The sequence below is a fragment of the Amycolatopsis acididurans genome (assembly GCF_012328925.1).
GTDB classification, from domain to species: Bacteria; Actinomycetota; Actinomycetes; order Mycobacteriales; family Pseudonocardiaceae; genus Amycolatopsis_E; species Amycolatopsis_E acididurans.
Window position 1 is genome coordinate 1 of the sequence record NZ_JAAXLS010000063.1, and the last position, 21801, is coordinate 21801.

Here is a 21801-nt window from a genome sequence, read left to right on the forward strand (position 1 = left end):
CGGGTGGGGCGCCGTGCTCCGCTACGGACCACACGAGAAGGAGCTCTACGGCGGCGAAGCGGGCATGACGACCAACAACCGCATGGAGCTGATGGCCGCCATCCGCGCCCTGGAAACGCTGAAGCGTCCCTCCTCGGTGCGGCTGTACACCGACAGCAGCTACGTCCGCAACGGCATCATGTCGTGGCTGCCCCGGTGGAAGAACAACGGCTGGATGACCAGCACCCGCGCACCGGTGAAGAACGCCGATCTGTGGCAGCGGCTCGACGAGGCCATCGGCACCCACGAGGTCCAGTGGCACTGGGTCAAGGGCCACGCAGGGCATCCGGACAACGAACGCGCGGACCGGCTCGCGGTGCGCGGCGCGAAGGAGGCGGCCGGCCGCGTCTGACGCGCGGACGCGGCCGGGAACTCTAGCGCAGCGCCAGCGCCGCCGTTCCCAGCCCGCCCTGCGGCAACGACGGCGTGGTCAGCCGCTTCAGTTCCGCCTCCGTGTACCGCACGCAGCGGCGGTGCCATTCGAGAATCCCCGACATCCAGTCCTTGAGTTCCTCGCCGTGCCGCACCAGCGCGGCGCGAGCGGGTTCGCCGAGGCCGAGTTCGCCGAACAGCGCGGGCAGATCATGGGCGAGGATGTGCTCGAACTGCTCCATCCGCTCGCGCATCAGCCGGGCCACCACGTCCGCGGCGTCCGTTGTGGACACTGCGAGGAAGTTCTCCACCACGAGCACCATGTTGTGCAGTTCGCCCTCGTACTCGATTTCCTTCTGGTAGGAGTACAGGTCGTTGGTGAAGCACGCGTAGTCCTGCGCCGCCGTTTCCAGCTCGTGCAGCACCCGCGTCTGGTAGACCTCCTGCGGCACCACATCGGCCTGCGCGAGCTTGGCGAGGCTGATCGTCATGTCCGAGCCGAACGTGCGGCGGCGCATCTCGACGTAGTCGATCGGATCGGGAATGCGGTGCTGTGCCTGGTTTCCCAGTTCCCACAACCAGCTCTGCGTCATGTCGACGACCGCCTGGCGGAACTTCTCCCGGGACGGCGGGGTCATCGGGCCCGCCGTGCGCTGCCACAGATCGGCCAGGCCCCGTTCGACCGGGTTCAGCGGCGGCGGGACCGCGCCCGCGTCCAGCGGCATGAACAGCGGCAGCCGTTCGGTCAATGCCTTGGCCGTGGCCAGATTGCGGGAGGCGCCGAACACCACGGGGTAGTAGTCGTCGCCGTAGGTTCCCCACGCCAGCCAGTCCGAGGACAGATACAGCTGCTCCGGATCCGCGTCCGCGTGGATCATCGACGCGCAGTGCGGCAGGTCGAGCCCGCGGAAGCGCTGCTCGTCCCACACTCCCCCGGCCTCCACACCGGGCAGCGAGTCGAACATGCCCATCTCCCGTGCCCAGCCGACCGCGTACTCGCGCGCGGCGTCCAGATGCGGACTGGTCCGGTACTCGAACGGCATGTACAGCTCCGGCACCCGCAGATGCCCGGCCGGGGCGTACAAGTGGTGCGAATGCTGCCGTGCCCGCGTGCGCATGCCCGGCGCGAACGACACGCGGCTCGCGGACGTGCCGAGCCCGGTCGGCCCGCCCAGACCCGTCGCACCCTCGTTCATGTACCGGCTGGAGCGCGCGTGCCATTCGTGCCCGCCCGCCTGCCAGTCCTGCAGGCCCTTCACGTACGCGCCGACGCCGGGCGCGGGCAGGCCGTGTTCGGCCAGCAGTGCCGGGACCTCGATCAGCGCCGTGTTCTCGAACTGTTGCAGCCGCGAGGTGAGCAGCTCGTTGACCAGCTCGGCCGCCTGCTGCGTGGAGGTGTCCAGGAACCGCTCGAACACCAGCACGGCGTTGGAGTTCTCACCTTCCTCCCGCACTTCCCGTTGGTAGGAAAAGAGATCGTTGCGCAGGTGCACCGCGTCGGAGAAGGTGTCGGAGAGCACCCGCATGGGCCGCGAGCCCGCGATCACGTCCGGAATCTCGGCGTCGACGGCGTACTCGACGAGGTTCGCCGACCATGGCGCGCCGCCGACCTTGCGCCGCATCTGCATGTACTCGATGGGGTTCGCGATCCGGCCGCGATCGATGTTGTCCAGCTCCCACAACGATTCCACCATCAGGTTGTGCGTGCTGGTGACGAAGCGGCGCCGCCAGTCCTGCGACATCGACGGGATCGTGCGCTCCCACAGGTCCTTCAACCCGGCCTCGGCGGGATTCGTCGGCTCCGGCGGCTCGTCGCTCATGAACAGTTCGAGATGGTCCAGATATTCTTTCGCCCCGGCGAGATCGCGCGAGTACTTGAACTCCTCGAGGAAGTGGTCGTCGAAGAAGAACACCCAGACGTACCAGTCGGTCACGAGGTCGAGCGCAGGCCCGTCGCAGTCGGGATGGGTGTAGGCACACATCAGCGCGTAATCCATCGCGGACAGGTCTTCGGCGGTCCATACCACACCGCCGCCGGGTTTGGGTGCGTCCAGCATGCCCATCCGGCGCGCCCAGTCCTCGCTGTGGGTGCGGGTGCGCTCCAGGTGCGGATTGATCCTCGCCGGGTACGGCAGATAGAAATCGGGCAGCGTGAAGGCCTGCATGTACTCCCCTTGGCCGGACGTGTTCGCCCCTCGACGTTCGCAGTCGAGGCACCCGGCGGGCAACGGCCAACCGAGCGGCCCGGCCTCCCTGACCGAATGAACGACCGCGCCACAGACAGTAGGCCGGGCACCCGATTCCGGCGCGACAGCAGGGAAACGAGCCGCGCCGCGCACTCGCGCGCGGTGGTGGCGGCACGAGTGAGCGGCCGCGGACGACCGCCCGGCCAGCGGTCTTCACGCATCGTGAGACGCGGTTGCCTCCATCGGCCGTGCCGGCACCCGATCGGCCGAGCCGTCAGCGGCGGGTGATGATTCCCCGGACGAAGGCCGCCTGGCCGGCGTGCTGCAGGCCGTCGGAGAGCACGCTCACCAGCCGCACGCCGAGCGTGACCGGCGGGTCCCAGCCCTCGTCCACGACCGTGTCGAGCTGCGATTCCTTCACGCCCGCGAGCCACGCGACGGTCTGGTCGCGCACGGCGTCGTGATAGCCGGTGAGCAGGTCCGCGGAGGCGCGCACCGAGGCCACTTCGCCGGAGGTGTGCCCGTAGCCGGTGTCGTGCGGGTCGAGCGGCAGGCCGAAACGCTCCGCCCAGCCCTGCCCGGTCCACACCTGGGGCGCGTCCTCGAGGTCGGCGAGGTGATCGTCCTGGACGCGGGTGAGGTGCCACACCAGCCAGGCGATCGAGTTGGCGTCGGTGTCGACGCGGTGGGCGAGCTGGTCGGGATCGAAGCCCTTCACCGCGCCGTGCACGATCTGCTGGACGCGGTCGAAACCATCGATGAGGAGATCGGCAACACTCATACGCCCCAAGCTAGTCCCTGGCGACGAGTCCCGCCGCGACGAACTGGACGACCACCAGCACCGCGACGGATTCGGCCGCGAGCAGCCCGATCAGTACGAGCACCTGTGTCACACCCGCCTGCACCGGACTGGCTCCGCCGAGCAGCACGCCGACGTACGCGCCGGGCAGTGTGACCAGCCCGACCGTGCGCGTCTGGTCGAGTGCGGGAATCAGGGCCTGCCCGGCCGAGGGACGGCAGATCTCCAGCGCGGCCGCGCGGCGCAGCAAGCCCAGTGCCAGCGCGGCCTCGTACTCGCCGTGCCGGATGCGCAACTCGTCCAGCGCCCGGCGCGCGGCCTGGGACGTCGCGCTCATGGCCCCGCCGATCACGATGCCCGCGATGGGCACGACGGCGAGCGGTTTCAGCGGCATCACGCCCGAGCCGAGGATCAGGGCCAGCACGGGGGCCACCCCGGAGGCGATGGCCAGCGCGATCCACGGCAGGCGGCGCGGGACACCGACGCGGCGCGCGGAGGTCACGGCCGCGACGGTGAACATCAGCAGCACGAACAGCGCCGTCCACCAGCCGGAGCGCAGGATGGCCGCGATCACGAAGGACACCGCGGCGAGCTGCACGACGGCCCGCACGGCGGCGATCACCACGGTTCGCCCGCTGCCCAGCTCACCCAGCCACAGCACCACGGCACCGAGGGCGACCAGGACCACCAGCACGATGGCGAGCATCGGGCCGAGCACGACAGCACCTGTCATGCCGGAGATCGTGCCACCGGCGCCGGGTCAGCTCATCGACTTGGAGCAGCGCACCATGCCCTGCGGCGCGGCGGCCGACGCCTCGCTGACGGTCACCCCGTCCACGACGATCCGGCAGTTGAGCGTGCCGCTGCCCGCGTTCTGCGCCGAGACGCTGTAGTACTGCGTGCTGTCCTTGGCGACCTGCCGCTCCAGCGCCACCGACCACGGGGTGCCGGCCTGCGCGACCTGCGCGATACCGGCGTCCTGCCCGACGTAGGTGATGTTGAGCGCGGCCTGCCCGCCGCTCAGCTCGTAGACCACGGCGTGCGACACGACCGGCGCGGGTGCGGGCGCCACTGGGGCGCCGGTGCCCGCGAGCGAAGCGGGTGCCGGAGCGCTCGACCGGTTGGTGGCGATCAGCCCGGTCACCAGTCCGACGGCCAGCACGACACCGAGACCGGCGATCAGCACGAGTGCGCCGGAACCGAGCCGCCGTTGGGCAGAACCGTGGTCCGTCGCGGGGACAACACCCATGGCAGGGTCTTCTCTCGCCTCACCGCGCTCCCTCCGAGCGCGTCAACTACTACTCGCGAGATGAAGGTCAATCGTTACCCGGCGCGCCGACGGCGACCGCCGCTTCACTCATTTGGGGGACTAGGCGAGAGCGGCCATCCCATGCGAAGGGCGGATCGCCGTCACGACGCGTGAGCCAGCCCGAGGATCGACCGGCGTCATTCACTGGTGTCGTCGATCTCCCCGGTTTCGACCGCCACCACACCGGACTGGTCGGCGAGCGCGGCCAGCAGGTCGTTCACCGCCCGCGGCCCGACCAGCCGCATCCGCAGTTCGATGAGCCGCCGCGCCTGCAACAGGGTGCGCCCGTGCTCGTCCTCCTCGTCGCGGTCGAGCGACTGATGCTGGGTGACCGCGTGCTGGACCGCGTACCCGGACTGCGTGGCCAGCTCCAGCACCGTCCGCAGCACCCCTTCGCCGTCGCGGTAGACCACCCGCACGGACGAGGTGGCGGGGCGGGTGCGTGTGGCCAGCCGGATCAGGGGCGGATATCCGTACACGACGAGGAAATGCGCGGCGGTCACCACCAGTGCCAGCAGCGGCAGCCCGGCCGCGCACGCGCATCCCACGGCGACGCTCATCCACACCACGGCGGCGGTGGTCAGCCCGCGCACCACGTCGCGGCGGACGAAGATCAGCCCGCCGCCGATGAACCCGATCCCGGACACGATCTGTGCGGCGACCCGCGACGGGTCGAGCACGATCCGGCCCTCCGCGAGCACGTCGGTGAAGCCGTACTTGCTCACCAGCAGGAACAACGCCGCACCGACGCCGACGAGGGTGTGCGTGCGCAGTCCCGCGCTCTTCTGCTTGAGTTCGCGTTCCAGCCCGATCAGCGAGCACAGCACGAGCGCCAGCAGCAGCTCCCACACCTGGGTCCAGCCCTGGCCCATCGGTTCACCCAGCATCCCTCGACCTCCGGCCCTCCATCATGCTCCCGCCGCCCCGGCCGCCCGGTGCTGGGCGGCGAGGAAATGCGCGATGTCCACTGTAGACGGATAAAGCGCGCGGTAGCGCTGGTAGAACTCGCCGTAGACCTCCATCCGCGCCGGATCCGGGCGGACCGTGGTGGCCACCGGGTTCCACACGCCGACGTCGGGATCGGCGCCGGTCGCGACCGCGGCCAGCAGCGCGTCACCGAACGCGGCGCCGACCGTTTCGGTGGGCACCTGCTGCTCGGTTCCGGTCACGTCACTGACGATCCGCGTCCACAGACCGCCCTGTGTGCCGCCGCCGACGGCGACCAGCCTGCCCGCCCCACCGCCGGAAGCGCGCATCGCCTCCAGGTTGTGCCGCACCCCGTACGCGATGCCCTCCAGCGTCGCCCGGTACAGCTCACCGAGGCCGTGGCTGGTGGTCAGGCCGGCGATGACGCCGCGTGCGTCCGGATCGAACAGCGGGGTGCGCTCGCCCGCGAAGTAGGGCAGCATCAGCAGGCCGCGGCTGCCCGCGGGCACCCCGGCCGCCTGCCGCACGAGGTCGCCGAAGTCCCCGCCGGTCAGCCTGCGCAGCCAGTCGGTGATCGCCCCCGAGGTCGCCATGCCCGCGGCGAGCGAGTACGTGCCGGGGAACGCACCGCACGTGGTCCACAGTCCCGGATGCGGCCGGGGGTCGGCGAGTACCTGGATCAGGAACATCGTGGTGCCGTACATGACCATCGTGTCGCCGGGTTCGCGGACGCCGACGCTGGCGGCCTCCGCCCACGCGTCGATCGTGCCCGCGGTGACCGGAAGTCCTCGCGGCAGCCCGGTTTCCGCGGCGGCGGACGCGGTGATGGTGCCCGCGATCTCGGTCGGCCACAGCAGGCGCGGCAGTGCGATGCCGGGCGCGGTGCGCTCCGCCCAGTCGGTCGCCCACTCCCCGGCGCGCAGGTCGTACATCGGGTCACACTGGCTGGCCGAGTGATGGTCGAGCACGTACTCGCCGGTCAGCCGGTGCACGAGGTAGGAACTGGCCATCAGAAACAGCCGGGTGCGTTCGTACACCCCGGGTTCGTGACGCGCGAGCCAGCGCCATTTGGGCCCCACCGCCTGCGAGGACAGCGCCGTACCTGCTCGCTCCACAATGGACTCCGCGCCCAGTTCCCCGGTCAGTTCCGCGATTTCCCGGTGTGCCCTGGTGTCCACGCCGTAGAGGATCGCGGGGCGCAACGGCCTGCCCTCGGCGTCGGCGGGCAGCAGCACGGGCCCGATACCACTGACCGCGAGTCCCGCGAGCGGGCGGCCGTCCGCGGCGCCGAGCAGTTCCCGCGTCAGTGCCACGAAGTCCTGCCACCAGACGGTCTCGGCGTCGTGCTCCGCCCAGCCTGGCCGCGGGTAGGAGGTGTCGTGCGGGCGCGTGGCGCGGGCGAGGATGTCGCCGCGCCGGGTGACCAGCACGCCCTTCGAGCTCGAAGTCCCGATGTCGATGCCGAGCAGCAGTCCGTCCGTCACCCGACGGGACGCTACCTGCGCACGCAAGCGCACGGGTGCGCTATCCTGGGTGCATGACCGTGGCGCTGAAGGACACCCTCGCCAAGGCGGGCCTGCGGGTCGACGCCGAGGAGTTTCTCGCGCTCGTCGAGGAAGCCGCGAGCAGGCTGGCTCCCGGCAACCCCGAACCGGCGCAGTATTTCACCGCCGACCAGCGCGAGGCGCTCACCGAGGTCGGCCTCGACCTCTCGCCGCGACGCGACGGCGAACCCGATCCGCGGGCCAGGACCGTCGCCGCACACGCCGTTCTCGCCGACTCCGCGCTCAGCGCCGGCGACGCGGCGCGGGCGCTCGGCGTCGACCCGAGCCGGATCCGGCACAAGCTCGCGGCGCGGCGGCTGACCGGCTGGAAGGACCAGGGCGGCTGGCGGCTGCCCGCGTGGCAGTTCACCGGCGGCGCCACGCTGCCGGGGCTGGAGGTCGTGCTCGCCGCGGTGCCCGAAGACCAGCCCGCGCTCGTGGTCGCGGCGTTCATGACCACCCGGCAGGACGATCTGCTGATCGGGGGCGAGCGGGTCACGCCGCGGCAGTGGCTGCTCGCGGGTGGTCCCCCGGAACCCGTGGCGGCGCTGGCCTCGACGCTCGGCACGGCGGCGTAGTGGCGGTCGTCTGAGAACCCATGGCAAGACTTCCGCTACCGCCGGCGCGGGCGGTGCTCGCGGGCCGGCTGCGCGACGAGGACGTCGTCGCCGTGCACACCGCGACCCGCCTGGTGCGCATCTTCACCGCCCGCGGCAACCATCCCCAGCGCTGGAACTCCTTCCGCTACACCGGGCCGCTGCCGCACGGGCGTTTCGACCAGCAGCGGCCCGGCAAGGGCGGTGCCCCGGCGACCGACCGGCGCGAAGGCGTGCTGTACTTCGGCCTGTCCGTGCGCACCAGCGTGGCCGAGGTCTTCCAGACGACGTCCATTGTGGACCGCCGCACGCGCGGGCCGCAGCTGGTGGTGGTGCGGCCGACACGTACGCTGCGGTTGCTGGACCTGACCGGGCTGTGGCCGACCAGAGTCGGGGCGTCGCAGGAGATCTCCAGCGGCCCGAAGAAGATCACGCAGGCCTGGGCGCGGGCGATCCGCTCCGCCTTCGGCGATTTCGACGGCCTCTGGTACCGGTCCTCGATGGACGGTGGCGAACCCGCGCTGTGCCTGTGGGATCCGCCCGCCGGCCAGGCACTGCCCGCCGAGGCGGACGTGCTGCTGCCGCTGGATCATCCCGGGCTCGACGTACCGCTCGGCCGGGTCTGCGAGGCGCTGAACTACACGTTGCTCGGCTGAGTATCAGCGCAGGTGGCGCGACCACCAGCCGAGGATCGCCTCGAACCGCTGGACCCGGTGCCGCGGTCTGCCCGAGCGGCTCAGCTCGTGCCCCTCGCCGGGGAAGATCAGCATCTCGACCTCGGTGCCACCCCGTTTGAGCGCCACGAACAGCCGTTGCGCCTGCTCGATCGGGCATCGCCAGTCCCGCTCGGAGTGGGCGATCGCGAACGGGATGCGGATCCGGCCGGCGTAGGTCAGCGGGCTGCGGTCGAGCTGGGTCACCAGATCGGGACCGATGTACTCGTCGACGAAGGTCCAGCCGATGTCGGAACTGCCGAGCATCGAGTCCCACGCGTTGACCGCGCGCTCGCTCCACGCCGCGCGGAATCGCTCACCGTGGTGCCCGGCCAGCCACGTGGTCATGAATCCGCCGTAGGACCCGCCCATCACACCGACGCGTCCGGCGTCGAGCCCCGGCCGGTCCAGCGCCGCGTCCAGCAGCGCGAGCAGGTCGTCCGCGTCGACGGTGCCCATCCCGCGCACGATCGCGCGGCCGTGGCTCTCGCCGTAGCCCGCCGAACCGCGCGGGTTGCCCAGCACCACCGCGTATCCCGCCGCCGCGTACACCTGCGCCTCGTCGAACAGGCCCCAGTCGTAGGCCGCGAACGGGCCGCCGTGCACGACGAGCAGCACCGGATGCGGGCCCTCGCCCGGCGGCCGCACGAGCCAGCCGTGCACCGGATAGCCGTCCGGCGCCGTCGCCGCCAGCTCCTCGGCGGGCTGGATTCCCTGTTCCCGCAAGGGCTTCGACCAGTCGGTGAGCACCCGTTCGGCACCGTCGCCGACCAGCACCACCTCGCCGGCACTGCCCGGCGAAGCCACCGTCGCGGCGATCCTGTCCCCGTCGGTGACGAAAGCGCGCACAGCCACCTGGCCGCCCAGCACGACCGGCAGCTTGTCCAGCGGCGCGGCTTCGCCGTCACGCGGCACCGTGCGCAGTTCGACCGCGCCACGGTCGAGCACCGCCACCAGCACCTCGTCGCCGAACACCGCGGGCGCGCCCGCACCGGAGACGCAGTACACCGACTCGGCCTCGGTCAGCCGCCTGGGTTCCTCGCCCGCGGCCGCCGACCACAGCCCTGGATTGCGCACCTCCATCCGCTCGCCCGAAATCTCGGCGCCGATGAACAGAACGGTGCCGTCCGGCGCGACGGCCGCCTTCTCCACGGTGCCCGCGCTGCGCACCGCGAGCACCGGGTCACCACCACCGGCGGGCACCGCGTACAGGTCGCTCTTCTCGGTCTCGACGGCACCCCAGTCCCGCGGCGCGACGACCAGCACGGTTTCGCCGTCCGGTGTCCACACGGGACTGGACACGTCGGCACGGTCGTCGGTCAGCGGAGTCAGCTCCGCAGGCTGGGTTGTGTCCAGCACGAACAGCCGCTCGCGGCGGTCGGCCAGGTACCCGATGTCGTCGAGGTGGTAGTCGAACCGCGTGATCCGGCGCGGCGCCTCCTCGTCCGGCTCGAACGTCTCGCCCTCGACGCTGGGCACGCCGTGGCGGCCGGGGTCGGGAAACCGCGCGGTGAAAGCGATCCGGCACGAGTCCGGCGCCCACACCGGCTCCCCCGCGCCCAGCGGCAGATCGGTGAGCGGCCGGGCGTCGCCGCCGTCGGCGGGCATCACGTACAACTGCGGCTTCGCCTGCGCACCGGCCGAGCGCAGGAACGCGATCCAGCGCCCGTCCGGCGAGATCGCCGGTGCCAAATCGCGTTCCCCGTGCGTCCAGGCGAGCGCACCGCCCTCGGGCTGCACACGCCACAGCGAGCCGCGATAGGCGTTGCCCCGCAGCCGTGGCGCGGACACCCCGGCCAGCAGAAGGTCGCCGTGCAGCGCCGGTTTTCCAGGCACAGTCAGGAGTTCGATGTCCGATGGACGCATGAACCCCAACGTACCCCGCTCAGGAGGACGCGGCGGCGGCCGCCTTGGCGGCATCCCGCCTCGACTTCACCAGGCTGGCCACCGTGGTAATGGTCAGCACCGCGACGATCACGCCGAGCGAGAGCCAGTTGTTGATGTCCAGCCAGTCCGGCGCCACGTGGTACTCGTGCAGCGCGTGCACCACCAGCTTCGCACCGATGAACGCGAGGATCACCGCGAGCCCGTAGGAGAGGTAGACCAGCTTGTTCACCAGACCGCCGAGGAGGAAGAACAGCTGCCGCAGGCCCATCAGTGCGAAGGCGTTGGCGGTGAAGACCAGGAACGCCTCCTGCGTGATGCCGAAGATCGCGGGGATCGAGTCGACGGCGAAGAGCAGGTCCGCGCTGCCGATCGCGACGATCACCAGGAACATCGGCGTGATCCACCGCTTGCCCTCGCGCTTGACCATCATCCGGTGGCCCTCGAAGGAGTCCGTGACGGGGTAGATCTTGCGGACCCAGCGGGTGACCGCGTTCTCCTGGTACTCCTCGTCGTGATCGCTGCCGCGCAGCATGCTGATCGCGGTCCACAGCAGGACCGCGCCGAAGATGAAGAACACCCACACGAACTGGTTGATCAGCGCCGCGCCGACCGCGATGAACACGCTGCGCATGGTCAGCGCGAGCAGGATGCCGATCAGCAGCACCCGGTGCTGGTGGATCAGCGGCACCTTGAACGAGGCCATGATCACCATGAAGATGAACAGGTTGTCCACCGACAGCGAGTACTCGGTGATGTAGCCGGTGAAGAACTGGACGCCGTATTCGTGCCCGGCCAGCAACCACACCCCGATGCCGAACAGCACCGCACACGACACGTAGAAGATGACCCAGCGGGCCGCTTCACCCGTAGTGACCTCGTGTGGTTTGCGGTCCACGATCACCAGGTCTATCGCGATGAGCACGAGCAGGCCCGCGACAGTGGCACCCCACAGCCACACAGGAACATTCATTCATGACCTCCGGTTAGCGCGCATAGCAGCTAGCCGGAGGTCTCTTCCGCCGGTTGGAGAACCGGCCGACGGTGCCGGGTGTCCCGAGGGACCGCCGTGTTGACGACACCGCCGCGAAGGAATACTCCCCTCCACTTCCTTCCATTTTGACCGATGATCAAGCGAAGCACCAGCTTAGGTTGCCCTTATCACTCCAAAGGCCCCAAAACGACTCTCAGGAAAGCTCACATACGGTCATGGGGTGCCCCGACTCCCGTTCCCGCACACCTGGCGAGGCCGCTGGCTGACACTGGCGCTCGTCGTGGTGATCCTCGCCGCCGCCGGCGTCGTCTGGACCCGCTCCGGCGACAAGGGCCCCCCGGTCGCGACGAAGGACGCCGTTCTCGACGTACCCGCCGGGCCCGGCGCCGCCGGCGTCGTGCATCTGGACACCACGCTCTACTTTCCGCAGACCTCCCCCGCGCCCGCGATCCTGCTGCCGCACGGGTTCGGCGGCGACAAGAACAGCGTCGCCACCGAGGCCGGGGAACTGGCGCGGCGCGGGTTCGTGGTGCTCGCCTGGTCGGCTCGCGGATTCGGGCGCAGCACCGGCCAGATCGGGCTGAACGACCCCGGCCTCGAGGTCGCCGACGCCTCGCATCTGATCGACTACCTGGCCACGCTGCCCCAGGTGCGCAGGGACGGGCCGAACGATCCCCGGGTGGGCGTCGCGGGCGCGTCCTACGGCGGCGCGCTCGCGCTGCTGCTCGCCGGGCAGGACAAGCGGGTGGACGCGATCTCGCCGGAGATCACCTACAACGATCTGGCGCAGGGGCTGATCCCCAACGCGGCGAGCCCCGCCGCGCCGCAACCCGCGACCCCCGCCGTGGGCGCCTTCGCCGCCGACGGCGTGTTCAAACGTTCGTGGGCGGGCATCCTGTTCTCCGCGGGCGCCGGGGCCGGCGCCCGCGTGAACACCGAGGCACCCGAGCCCGGCCAGCAGACGCAGGACTCGGGCGGAACCGGCCAGACCGGCAGCGGCGGTGGCGCCGCGGCGGCCTCGCCGGTCCCGCAACAGCTTCCGGCCACGGGGAGCGTGTGCGGCCGCTTCACCGCGGAGATCTGCCAGGCCTACACCGAACTGGCCACCACCGGCCGCGCCACGCAACAGACCCTCGACCTGCTGCACCGCGTGTCACCCGCGTCGGTGACGAGCAAGATCACCGTGCCGACACTGCTGGTGCAGGGCGAGAACGACACGCTGTTCGGGCTGGACCAGTCCGACGCGACGGCGCGCCAGATCACCGCCACGGGCGGGAAGGTGCAGCAGCTGTGGTACGCGGGCGGGCACGACGGCGGCATGCCCGGGCCGCAGCTGCGCGCGAAGATCGGCGACTGGCTGTGGTTCCAGCTCACCGGCGAGGGCGCCGACCCGGTCAACGGTTTCTCCTATGACGTGCAGGGTTCGCTGCGCGCCTCGGGCGCGCCGTCGGTGCGCACGGTCACCGCGCCGGACTATCCGGGGCTCGCGCGGGACGCCACGCGCCGGGACGCGGTCGCGTTGTCCGGCGGGCAGCAGACGATCGTGAACCCGCCGGGCGGTGTGCCCGCCGCGGTGAGCGGAATCCCGGGGCTCAACGGCCTCGCCGGGTCCTCGCGGCTGTCCGGGCTGTTCGGCGTCGACCCACCGGGCCAGTCGGCCCGGTTCACCTCGGCGGCGGTGAACGCGCAGTTGCTCGTCGCCGGGTCGTCCACGGTGCGGCTTCGCGTCACCGGCAGCACGCCGGACGCGGTGCTGTTCGTCAAGCTCTACGACGTCAACCCGGACGGCACGAAGACCCTGCCCGCGAACGCGGTCGCACCGATCCGGGTGTCGCTGCCCGCCGACGTCACTGTGACGCTGCCCGGCGTGGTGCGCCCGGTCGAGTCCGGGCATTCGCTGCAGCTCGTGGTCACCACGACCGACCAGAGCTTCGCGACACCGGTCGCGCCCGCGACGTACCAGGTGTCGCTGGCCTCGGACCTGTCCGTGCCGGTGATCCCGGGTGCGGCCACCGGTCCCGGCTGGCCGCTGGGCAACCTGCTGGCGATCATCGGGATTCTCGTGGCGGCACTCGCGGTCGCGATCATCGCGGCGGTCCGGCGGCGGCGCGCGCACCGGGTCGATCCCGAGCTGGCGGGCGTGCCACTGGTGATCGAAGGGCTCACCAAGTCCTACCCGGGCGGGCTGACCGCGGTGAACGAGCTGTCGTTCCGGGTCGAACCCGGCCAGGTGCTGGGCCTGCTCGGGCCCAACGGCGCCGGCAAGACCACGACCCTGCGGATGCTGATGGGCCTGATCACCCCGACGAAGGGCGAGATCAGGGTGTCCGGGCACCGCGTCTACGCCGGGGCGCCCGTGCTGTCCCGCATCGGGTCCTTTGTGGAGGGTTCGGGTTTCCTGCCGCACCTGTCCGGCGAGGCCAACCTGAGCCTGTACTGGGACGCCACCGGACGCCCGCGGGACAAGGCGCACTTCACCGAGGCGCTGGAGATCGCCGGGCTCGGCGACGCGGTGCGCCGCAAGGTACGCACCTACAGTCAGGGTATGCGGCAGCGGCTCGCGATCGCGCAGGCGATGCTCGGCCTGCCGGAGCTGCTCGTACTCGACGAACCGACCAACGGGCTCGACCCGCCGCAGATCCACCAGATGCGCGAGGTGCTGCAGCGCTACGCGGCCACCGGCCGCACGGTCGTGGTGTCCAGCCACCTGCTCGCCGAGGTCGAGCAGACGTGTTCACACGTCGTGGTCATGCATCGCGGCAGGCTCGTGGCCTCCGGCGAGGTCGCCGACATCGCGGCCGCCGGCGGCGAGGCGACGTTCCGCGTGGACCGGCCGGACACGGCGGCCGACGCCCTGCGCGCGATCGGCGGGGTGTCCGATGTGGACACCGAGGGCAACCTGGTGCACGCGAACCTGGACGGGCTCCCCCGCGGCGACGCGGTCGCCGCGCTCGTGCGGGCCGGGGTCGCGGTCGAGCAGGCCGGGCCGCGGCGGCGGCTGGAAGACGCTTTCCTGAGGCTGGTTGGTGATGGTGGTGGCGAGTAAGCACGAGGCCGCGAACGCGGCGATCGACCACGGGGTGCACACCGACCCGGCGGCGCTGGACGAGCTGACCGAGGCGGCGCGGCAGGAGCGCGCCGAGGTCGGCGCGGACGGCGCCGTCGCCGGGTACCGGCCGGGCCGGACGTTGCGGCTCGGCGTGGAGCTGCGGCGGCAGTTGCGCAGGCGGCGGACCCAGCTCGTGCTCGGGTTCGTCGTGGTGCTGCCGTTCATCCTGGTGCTGGCGTTCCAGATCGGGCAGGCCAGCCCGAACCGGCGCTCCGGCGGCTTCGTGGACCTCGCCACGGCGAGCGCGCCGAACTTCGTGGTGCTGGCGCTGTTCGTCGCGGGAGGCTTCCTGCTGCCGACGATCGTGGCGCTGTTCTTCGGCGACACCATCGCGAGCGAGGCCTCGTGGTCGAGCCTGAAGTACCTCCTCGCGATACCCGTGCCACGGCACCGGGTACTGCGGCAGAAGGCGATCGCCTCGGGTCTGCTGTCGCTGCTGGCGCTGGTGCTGCTGCCCGTGGTGTCGCTGGTGGTGGGCTTGCTCTGGTACGGCGCCGGGGACGCGATCAGCCCGACCGGCGACTCGATCCCGTTCGGCAAGAGTCTCGTCGTGATCGTGCTGGCGACCGTGTTCGTGGTGATCCAGCTGGCGTGGGTGGCAGGCCTGGCGCTGCTGCTGAGCGTGTCCACCGACGCCCCGCTCGGCGCGGTGGGCGGCACGGTGCTGGTGGCGATCCTGTCGCAGATCCTGGACCAGATCACCGCGCTGGGCAGTCTGCGCAACTACCTGCCGACGCACTACGCCTATGCGTGGATGGACCTGATCGCCACGGACATCGACTGGTCGCAGATCGCGGCCGGCGTGCTGTCCGCGGTCATCTACGGGACGGTGCTGACGCTGCTGGCGGCGCGGAGGTTCTCGACGAAGGACATCACCAGCTGACACACTGGTCGTGTGGCTGAGAACACACCCGTGGTGGAGGTCGGGCATCCGCCCAAGGCGCTGGTCGGCATCCTCAACCGGGTCCTGTCGTTCCTCGTCCGCACGCCACTGCGCGGGCCGGTGAGCCGCGGCGTGCTCGTCGTGCGTTTCACCGGGCGCAGAAGCGGCCGGCGCTACGAGGTGTTCGTCAGCCCGCACCTCATCGACGGCGGGCTGACGGTGCTCACCAACGCCCGCTGGCGGCTGAACTTCCGGGGTGGGCGGCCCGCCGAGTGGCTGTATCAGGGGCGGACCACGTCCGGGCGTGGCATCCTCGTCGAGGAACCACAGGCGGTGGGCGAGCTCTACCACGAACGCATCCGGGAGCTGGGCGTGAAAATGGCGGGACGGCGAACGCCGGTGAAGGTCAATGTGCAGCGCGTGCCGACGGTGGAGGAACTGGCCGAACTCGCGCGCACGCAGCACCTGTCCGCGGTGCGGTTCTCGTGAGCGCCATCCGGATCGACAAGGCCGGCGAGGTCGCCATCCTGCGGATGACGCACGGCCGCGCCAACGCGCTGGACACCGGGATGTGCCGCGAGCTGGTGGAGCGGGTCGACGAGGCCGGGTTCGCCGGGCAGCGCGCGCTCGTGCTCACCGGCCAGGGCGGCGTGTTCTCGGCGGGGGTCGACCTGCTGCGGGTACGCGAGGGCGGGCCGGCGTACGTGCGGGAGTTCCTGCCCGCGCTCTCGGACGCCTTCCTCGCGCTGTTCGGCTTTCCCGGCCCGGTCGTGGCCGCGGTCAACGGGCACGCGATCGCGGGCGGCGGGGTGCTGGCCGCGGCGTGCGACCGGCGGATCATGAACGCGGCACACGGCCGGATCGGCTGGCCCGAGCTGACCGTCGGGGTGCCGTTTCCGCTGGTGGCCATGGAGATCCTGCGGTGCGCGTACGGCACGAACCGGCTCGCCGAGCTGACCGAGCTCGGCCAGTCCTATCTGGGCGGCGAGGCGCTGACCCTGGGGCTGGTGGACGAACTGGTGGCGCCCGAGGTCGTCGAATCGCGGGCGGTCGAGATCGCGGCGGGGCTCGCGGCGGTCCCGGCCAAGGCGTACGCGCACACGAAGGCGCAGATCCACCGCCCGCACGACGAGCGCATCGGTGAACAACGCACGGCGGACGACGCCGTGGTCGAGGAGCTGTGGGCGGCACCGGAAACGCTGGCCGCGATCGATGCCTACGTGCGGCGGACGCTGGATCGCTGACCTCGTGCGCCGATGCGGGGCGGGGCGTAGCATTTTTTTCTTCCTTCCCCCGCACCGAGGAGGCCGCCGATGCCTCGTCCGGTCCACTTCGAGATCCACGCGACCGACCCCGAGCGCGCGATCACGTTCTACGCGACCGTGTTCGACTGGTCGTTCGAGCGGTGGGGGCCGAATCCGTACTGGGTGATCAACACCGGTGACGGCCCCGGGATCGACGGCGGGCTGGTGCCGCGCCAGGGCCCCGCACCCGCCGCCGACGCGCCGGTGAACGCGTTCCCGGCCACGATCGAGGTGACGGATCTGGGCGCCACGACCCGGCACGTGCAACAGGCCGGTGGGACGGTGATCGTGCCCAAGACCGCGATTCCCGGGGTGGGGTGGCTCGCGTACTGCACCGACACGGAGGGCAACATCTTCGGCGTGCTGGAGACCGACGACTCGGCCGAGTAGGGGCCGTCGGAGCGGGGTTGGGGTTGGGACGCGGCGGGTCGCGGCGGGTCGCTGGGGTGCCGCAGACGGCGGCGCCTGCGGGAGGTCGAGGTGGCCGGTTCGGGGCGCCTGCTCGGGAGCGGTGCGCGGTGGCCGCGGTGCGGCAGCTCGCCGCGCCCGAGCGGGCCCGGCGGGAGGCGGGATGCCGCAGATGGCGGCCCTGCAAAAGGCCAAGGGATGCGGCCGTTCGAGACGCCGCCGTCCGTGGCGCCCGCCCGGGACCAGCGCCCGGCGCCCCGCGCGGGAGCCCGCGCCCGGCGCCCGGGCGAAAGCCCTACTTCACCCCCGCCGCGTCCATGCCCCGCAGCTCCTTCTTCAGGTCCGCGATCTCGTCGCGGAGGCGCGCCGCCAGCTCGAACTGGAGGTCGCGGGCCGCCTGCATCATCTGGTCCGTCATCGACTGGATCAGATCCGCCAGCTCCGCGCGCGGCATCGCCGACACGTTGCGGTCCACCAGCACACCCGAGCTGCGCTGGCCGCCACCCTGCTCCGGCTTCTTGCCGCGCGAGGCGTTGCGGCCCGAACCTCCGACGGCGACCTCTTCGGTGTCCTCCGCCTCGGTGTAGACGCGGTCGAGGATGTCGGCGATCTTCTTGCGCAGCGGCTGCGGGTCCAGCCCGCGCTCCTCGTTGTAGGCGATCTGCTTGGCGCGCCGCCGGTTGGTCTCGTCGATCGCGTACTGCATCGAGTCGGTGATCTTGTCGGCGTACATGTGCACCTGGCCCGACACGTTCCGCGCCGCGCGGCCGATCGTCTGGATCAGCGACGTGCCGCTGCGCAGGAAGCCCTCCTTGTCGGCGTCCAGAATGGACACCAGCGACACCTCGGGCAGGTCGAGACCCTCACGCAGCAGGTTGATGCCGACCAGCACGTCGAAGTCACCCGAGCGCAGCTGCCGCAGCAGCTCCACCCGCCGCAGCGTGTCGACCTCCGAATGCAGATACCGCACCCGGATCCCCAGCTCCAGCAGGTAGTCGGTGAGATCCTCGGCCATCTTCTTGGTCAGCGTGGTGACCAGCACCCGCTCGTCCTTCTCGGCGCGCACCCGGATCTCGTGCACCAGATCGTCGATCTGCCCCTCGGTGGGCTTCACGATCACCTCGGGGTCGATCAGCCCGGTCGGCCGGATGACCTGCTCGACGAACTCGCCGCCGGTCTGGCCCATCTCGTACGGGCCGGGCGTGGCCGACAGGTACACCGTCTGCCCGATCCGGTCGCTGAACTCCTCCCACGTCAGCGGCCGGTTGTCCAGCGCGCTGGGCAGCCGGAACCCGTGCTCCACCAGCGTCCGCTTGCGCGAGGCGTCACCCTCGTACATACCGCCGATCTGCGGCACCGTCACGTGCGACTCGTCGATGACCAGCAGGAAATCGTCCGGGAAGTAATCGAGCAGGGTGGCCGGGGCCGAGCCCGCCTCGCGGCCGTCGATGTGCCGCGAGTAGTTCTCGATGCCCGAGCAGAACCCGACCTGCCGCATCATCTCGATGTCATAGCTGGTGCGCATCCGCAGCCGCTGCGCCTCCAGCAGCCTGCCCTGCTTCTCCAGCTTGGCCAGCTGGTCCTCCAGCTCGGCCTCGATGCCGCGGATGGCCTTCTCCATCCGCTCCGGCCCGGCGACGTAGTGCGTGGCCGGGAAGATCCGCACCTCCTCGACCTCGCGCACGATCTCGCCGGTGAGCGGATGCAGGTAGTACAGCTTGTCGATCTCGTCGCCGAAGAACTCGACGCGGATGGCCAGCTCCTCGTAAGCCGGAATGATCTCGACCGTGTCCCCCCGCACCCGGAAGGTGCCGCGCGCGAACGCCAGGTCGTTGCGGGTGTACTGCACGTCGACCAGCGCGCGCAGGAACGTGTCCCGGTCGACCTCGGCGCCGACGGCCAGCTTGCTGGACCGGTCGAGGTAGGACTGCGGCGTGCCGAGGCCGTAGATGCAGGACACCGACGCGACCACGATGACGTCGCGCCTGGACAGCAGGTTCGAGGTGGCCGAGTGCCGCAGCCGCTCGACGTCGTCGTTGATCGACGAGTCCTTCTCGATGTAGGTGTCGGTCTGCGGGACGTAGGCCTCGGGCTGGTAATAATCGTAGTAGCTGACGAAGTATTCGACCGCGTTGTGCGGGAAGAACTCGCGCAGCTCGTTGGCCAGCTGGGCGGCCAGCGTCTTGTTCGGCGCCATGACCAGCGTGGGCCGCTGCACCCGCTCGATCAACCACGCCGTGGTGGCCGATTTGCCGGTACCGGTGGCACCGAGCAGCACGATGTCCTTCTCGCCCCCGGTGAGCCTGCGTTCCAGGTCGTCGATGGCCGCGGGCTGGTCACCGGCGGGGGCGTAGTCGCTCACGACCTCGAAACGGCCGCCGGTGCGCGGGATGTCGGAGACCGGGCGGAAGTCGGACTGCGCGAGTACGGGGTGTTCGGTTGCGAAGGCCACGACTCCAGGGTAGGACCACCCACCGACAATTTCCGGCGCGGTGCCGTGCTCAGTCCAGCCAGCGGCAATCGCGACGGGACGAACGGGCCAGGCAGGCCTCGCACGGCATCCCGCTCACACCGCTGAGCACCTCGGCCTGCTCGGGCAGGATCAGCTCGCCGCACAGGGCTGTGAGGTGGGACGGAATGGGCCCGTGCTCGGGGATAGGGACGATGTGGCTGACGCGTTTGCACTCGCCGACCACGCCGCGGCGCAGGCGGACCACGGCCACCAGTTCGGCCGTCTCGGCATGGACCAGGTTCCCCATGCGCTCAGCGTAAACCGGAATAATCGCGAACGCTTCGTGCCAACGGCCCAACGATCACCCCTCCCGCTGGTCCGGGTGACCGAAAACGCCAGCGCGGCGGCCTTGAACAGCCGTCAATCGTGACGCTCGAAGGAGTGGTTGTCACGGAGTATTGAGCACCGCGGGACCGAGCCGCTGGCAGAGCTTGAGCGCGAGTTCGACGTCGAGCCGGTTGTCCGACACCGGCCTGCCGAGCATGTCCTGCGCCTTGCGCACCCGGTACTGCACCGAGTTCTTGTGCATGGACAGCAGGCCGGCGGCGGCCGTGTAGCTGCTGCCGGTCGCGAGGAACACCCGCAAGGTGTCGCGCGCCCGCGCGTGCTGCTCGTCGTCGGTGGCGAGTTCGCCGAGCGTGTCGCTCACCCACGCCTTGGCCGCGCCGAGGTCCGCGGCCATCAACGCGATCGCACCGACCTCGCGGAAGGTCAGCACGCGGTCGCAGTGTTCGCCGGCCGCGTCGGCGAGCGCGTGCACCCGCTGGGCCTGCCGGTGGCTGCGGCGGAAGCCCTCGAGGCCCTCACCGGGTTCGCCGATCGCGAGCCGCACCGTGGGATCGGCGCCGGCGAGCACCTTGCGCACGTGGTCCTCATCCGGCAGCCCGGCCCGATCCAGGGGCACCCACACCCACGAGGACAGCTCGTCGATCGGCACGAACAGGGGTTTGCCCGCGCTGGGCAGGTTCTCGGCGATCTCGCCGGTCAGCCGTTCCAGGCCGGACAAGCCGTTGCCGGACAAGGGTTCCACGCCGTGCCACACGATCATCGCCAGATGCGTGCCCCGCAGCCGGTAGCCCAGCGCCGTCTCGCTGCCCTCCAGATCGGCGCCGCCGTCCAGCAGGGCGCGCACGCGGGCGGCGCGGGCGGCACTGCGGCCCAGGAGCCAGCGATCGCGTTCCTCCTGGTAGGCCGAGACCACCTGCTGGGTCACCCGGTCGATGAAGGCGAACGCGCCGGTCAGCACCTGGCTCATCATCGCGCCGAGCAGTGCCCGGTCCTCGACCTGACCGGTCGCCGTGATCAGCGCGTGGTTGAGTATCGCGGTCTGCCCCAGGTAGTACGCGCGGATCAGGTCGATCACCGGCGTGCCGCGCTGCGCGAGCCGGCGCGCGTACTCCATCGCCGCCGCGGGCGCCTCGACCCGGCCGGGGTCGATACAGTGCTGGAAAATCCGTAACGCGGTGTCGAGATTCTGGTGCAGGCTCGCGGAAAGCAGGCTCACCACGCTTTCGTCGTCGTGCACCAGATGCGGCAGCTCACGGGCGTAGAGCTGGAGAAGCTCACCGGTCAGCTCGTCGACCTGACCACTCAGTCCCGACGCCAGTTCCGCGACACTCTCGGTGACGGCCCGTTCGTCCAGCATTCGGTCACCTTACCGGCGCGGCACTCGTTTTCGGGCCAGGAAACCGCGAAGATGTGCCCATGGCAGAGATCCATCCGTCGAAGATCGAGATCTTCGATGTCGCCGCCGGAACCAACATCGATCCGAAGGGAATAGTGCGCGAGGTCGAGGAGTACCGCGTCGAGGAGTTCGGGCTCTACCTGGCCCGCCCCGCGCCGGGCCGGGCGCAGTTCCACTACCTCGAATCGTGGCTGCTGCCCGATCTCGGCCTGCGGCTGACGGATTTCTGGTTCTCCGAAGGACATGAGCGCGACCAGGACTTCTATCTCGACGTCGTGACCGTCGAGCGCGAGGGCACGACGTGGCGCTCCATCGACTGGTATCTGGACATCGTCGTGCGCGAGGGGCGCGGCCTGGAGGTGCTGGACACCGACGAGCTGCTCGCCGCCACGTCGGCGGGCCTGCTCGCGCCCGCCGACGCCGAGCGCGCGCTGCGGATCAGCCACGCCACGGTGGAAGGCCTGGCCGCACACGGCTACAAGGTGGCCGACTGGCTGTCCACAATGGACATCGAGCTACGCTGGCGGAGGCACTGACC

At 70.7% G+C, this 21801-nt stretch carries 20 protein-coding genes; 9 read left to right on the forward strand and 11 right to left on the reverse strand.

What is annotated here, in order from left to right; all coding sequences use genetic code 11:
• Positions 1 to 391, forward strand: a 391-nt coding sequence (gene rnhA, locus HFP15_RS38075; protein WP_168522729.1) for a ribonuclease HI, incomplete at its 5' end; no start/stop codon positions are given.
• Positions 392 to 413: 22 nt separating this feature from the next.
• Here the strand turns inward: rnhA and HFP15_RS38080 are convergent.
• The 6 genes from HFP15_RS38080 to HFP15_RS38105 form a co-directional block, all read right to left on the reverse strand.
• A complete protein-coding gene (locus HFP15_RS38080; protein WP_168522731.1) occupies positions 414 to 2576 on the reverse strand; it encodes a terpene synthase family protein in 2163 nt (720 codons plus the stop codon).
• 295 nt (positions 2577 to 2871) lie between these two features.
• Complete coding sequence (locus HFP15_RS38085) at positions 2872 to 3378, reverse strand: mycothiol transferase (protein ID WP_168522733.1); 507 nt, start codon at positions 3376 to 3378, stop codon at positions 2872 to 2874.
• Positions 3379 to 3388: 10 nt separating this feature from the next.
• Entirely contained in the window at positions 3389 to 4129 is a 741-nt protein-coding gene (locus HFP15_RS38090; RefSeq protein WP_168522735.1) for an ABC transporter permease, read from the reverse strand.
• A gap of 27 nt (positions 4130 to 4156) precedes the next feature.
• Entirely contained in the window at positions 4157 to 4645 is a 489-nt protein-coding gene (locus HFP15_RS38095) for an MmpS family transport accessory protein (protein WP_168522737.1), read from the reverse strand.
• Between the two features lie 197 nt (positions 4646 to 4842).
• Positions 4843 to 5592, reverse strand: coding sequence for an MgtC/SapB family protein (locus tag HFP15_RS38100; RefSeq protein WP_168522738.1), 750 nt, complete (start codon positions 5590 to 5592; stop codon positions 4843 to 4845).
• 21 nt (positions 5593 to 5613) lie between these two features.
• A complete protein-coding gene (locus HFP15_RS38105; protein WP_168522740.1) occupies positions 5614 to 7116 on the reverse strand; it encodes an FGGY-family carbohydrate kinase in 1503 nt (500 codons plus the stop codon).
• A gap of 53 nt (positions 7117 to 7169) precedes the next feature.
• On the opposite strand from HFP15_RS38105, the gene HFP15_RS38110 reads away from it, so the two are divergent.
• Both HFP15_RS38110 and HFP15_RS38115 read left to right on the forward strand, forming a co-directional pair.
• Positions 7170 to 7754: a DNA-binding protein gene (locus HFP15_RS38110; RefSeq protein WP_168522742.1), complete on the forward strand. Its 585-nt coding sequence runs from the start codon at positions 7170 to 7172 to the stop codon at positions 7752 to 7754.
• A 20-nt stretch (positions 7755 to 7774) separates the two neighbouring features.
• Positions 7775 to 8428, forward strand: a complete 654-nt coding sequence (locus HFP15_RS38115; protein ID WP_168522744.1) for an RES family NAD+ phosphorylase — start codon at positions 7775 to 7777, stop codon at positions 8426 to 8428.
• Positions 8429 to 8431: 3 nt separating this feature from the next.
• On the opposite strand, the gene HFP15_RS38120 is transcribed toward HFP15_RS38115, so the two are convergent.
• Both HFP15_RS38120 and HFP15_RS38125 read right to left on the reverse strand, forming a co-directional pair.
• Positions 8432 to 10351, reverse strand: a complete 1920-nt coding sequence (locus tag HFP15_RS38120) for a S9 family peptidase (RefSeq protein WP_168522746.1) — start codon at positions 10349 to 10351, stop codon at positions 8432 to 8434.
• A gap of 19 nt (positions 10352 to 10370) precedes the next feature.
• Positions 10371 to 11342, reverse strand: coding sequence for a TerC family protein (locus tag HFP15_RS38125; RefSeq protein WP_168522747.1), 972 nt, complete (start codon positions 11340 to 11342; stop codon positions 10371 to 10373).
• Between the two features lie 241 nt (positions 11343 to 11583).
• Here HFP15_RS38125 and HFP15_RS38130 point away from each other — a divergent pair, with 241 nt between their 5' ends.
• The 5 genes from HFP15_RS38130 (at position 11584) to HFP15_RS38150 (ending at position 17049) form a co-directional block, all read left to right on the forward strand.
• Positions 11584 to 14409, forward strand: a complete 2826-nt coding sequence (locus HFP15_RS38130; RefSeq protein WP_168522749.1) for an alpha/beta fold hydrolase — start codon at positions 11584 to 11586, stop codon at positions 14407 to 14409.
• Between the two features lie 22 nt (positions 14410 to 14431).
• Positions 14432 to 15355, forward strand: coding sequence for a DUF2705 family protein (locus HFP15_RS38135; RefSeq protein ID WP_376768927.1), 924 nt, complete (start codon positions 14432 to 14434; stop codon positions 15353 to 15355).
• 12 nt (positions 15356 to 15367) lie between these two features.
• Positions 15368 to 15844 (forward strand): hypothetical protein, encoded by a 477-nt coding sequence (locus HFP15_RS38140; protein ID WP_168522753.1) that lies wholly within the window; start codon positions 15368 to 15370, stop codon positions 15842 to 15844.
• On the forward strand, positions 15841 to 16599 hold the full coding sequence (locus HFP15_RS38145) for an enoyl-CoA hydratase/isomerase family protein (RefSeq protein WP_168522755.1): 759 nt from the start codon (positions 15841 to 15843) through the stop codon (positions 16597 to 16599). Before HFP15_RS38140 ends, HFP15_RS38145 begins: the two co-directional genes overlap by 4 nt.
• Before the next feature lie 69 nt (positions 16600 to 16668).
• On the forward strand, positions 16669 to 17049 hold the full coding sequence (locus tag HFP15_RS38150; protein ID WP_168522757.1) for a VOC family protein: 381 nt from the start codon (positions 16669 to 16671) through the stop codon (positions 17047 to 17049).
• Between the two features lie 313 nt (positions 17050 to 17362).
• Here the strand turns inward: HFP15_RS38150 and uvrB are convergent, their stop codons facing one another.
• From uvrB to HFP15_RS38165, 3 genes are all read right to left on the reverse strand, one after another.
• Entirely contained in the window at positions 17363 to 19519 is a 2157-nt protein-coding gene (uvrB, locus tag HFP15_RS38155; RefSeq protein ID WP_168522758.1) for an excinuclease ABC subunit UvrB, read from the reverse strand.
• A gap of 49 nt (positions 19520 to 19568) precedes the next feature.
• Positions 19569 to 19826, reverse strand: a complete 258-nt coding sequence (locus HFP15_RS38160; RefSeq protein ID WP_210718419.1) for a hypothetical protein — start codon at positions 19824 to 19826, stop codon at positions 19569 to 19571.
• 141 nt (positions 19827 to 19967) lie between these two features.
• Positions 19968 to 21224 carry a PucR family transcriptional regulator gene (locus HFP15_RS38165; RefSeq protein ID WP_168522760.1) on the reverse strand — a complete coding sequence of 419 codons (1257 nt, stop codon included), beginning with the start codon at positions 21222 to 21224 and terminating at the stop codon, positions 19968 to 19970.
• A 59-nt stretch (positions 21225 to 21283) separates the two neighbouring features.
• On the opposite strand from HFP15_RS38165, the gene HFP15_RS38170 reads away from it, so the two are divergent.
• Positions 21284 to 21799, forward strand: coding sequence for a ribonuclease FAU-1 family protein (locus HFP15_RS38170; RefSeq protein WP_168522762.1), 516 nt, complete (start codon positions 21284 to 21286; stop codon positions 21797 to 21799).
• Positions 21800 to 21801 lie beyond the last annotated feature (2 nt).

What these genes read in the sequence shown, in the direction of transcription:
- HFP15_RS38115 (WP_168522744.1), top strand. Translation starts at nt 7,775, where the DNA reads ATGGCAAGACTTCCGCTACCGCCGGCGCGGGCGGTGCTCGCGGGCCGG.
- HFP15_RS38100 (WP_168522738.1), bottom strand. Translation starts at nt 5,592, where the DNA reads ATGCTGGGTGAACCGATGGGCCAGGGCTGGACCCAGGTGTGGGAGCTG.
- HFP15_RS38085 (WP_168522733.1), bottom strand. Translation starts at nt 3,378, where the DNA reads ATGAGTGTTGCCGATCTCCTCATCGATGGTTTCGACCGCGTCCAGCAG.
- HFP15_RS38170 (WP_168522762.1), top strand. Translation starts at nt 21,284, where the DNA reads ATGGCAGAGATCCATCCGTCGAAGATCGAGATCTTCGATGTCGCCGCC.
- HFP15_RS38165 (WP_168522760.1), bottom strand. Translation starts at nt 21,224, where the DNA reads ATGCTGGACGAACGGGCCGTCACCGAGAGTGTCGCGGAACTGGCGTCG.
- HFP15_RS38120 (WP_168522746.1), bottom strand. Translation starts at nt 10,351, where the DNA reads ATGCGTCCATCGGACATCGAACTCCTGACTGTGCCTGGAAAACCGGCG.
- HFP15_RS38160 (WP_210718419.1), bottom strand. Translation starts at nt 19,826, where the DNA reads ATGGGGAACCTGGTCCATGCCGAGACGGCCGAACTGGTGGCCGTGGTC.
- HFP15_RS38110 (WP_168522742.1), top strand. Translation starts at nt 7,170, where the DNA reads ATGACCGTGGCGCTGAAGGACACCCTCGCCAAGGCGGGCCTGCGGGTC.
- HFP15_RS38090 (WP_168522735.1), bottom strand. Translation starts at nt 4,129, where the DNA reads ATGACAGGTGCTGTCGTGCTCGGCCCGATGCTCGCCATCGTGCTGGTG.
- HFP15_RS38150 (WP_168522757.1), top strand. Translation starts at nt 16,669, where the DNA reads ATGCCTCGTCCGGTCCACTTCGAGATCCACGCGACCGACCCCGAGCGC.
- HFP15_RS38125 (WP_168522747.1), bottom strand. Translation starts at nt 11,342, where the DNA reads ATGAATGTTCCTGTGTGGCTGTGGGGTGCCACTGTCGCGGGCCTGCTC.
- HFP15_RS38095 (WP_168522737.1), bottom strand. Translation starts at nt 4,645, where the DNA reads ATGGGTGTTGTCCCCGCGACGGACCACGGTTCTGCCCAACGGCGGCTC.
- HFP15_RS38080 (WP_168522731.1), bottom strand. Translation starts at nt 2,576, where the DNA reads ATGCAGGCCTTCACGCTGCCCGATTTCTATCTGCCGTACCCGGCGAGG.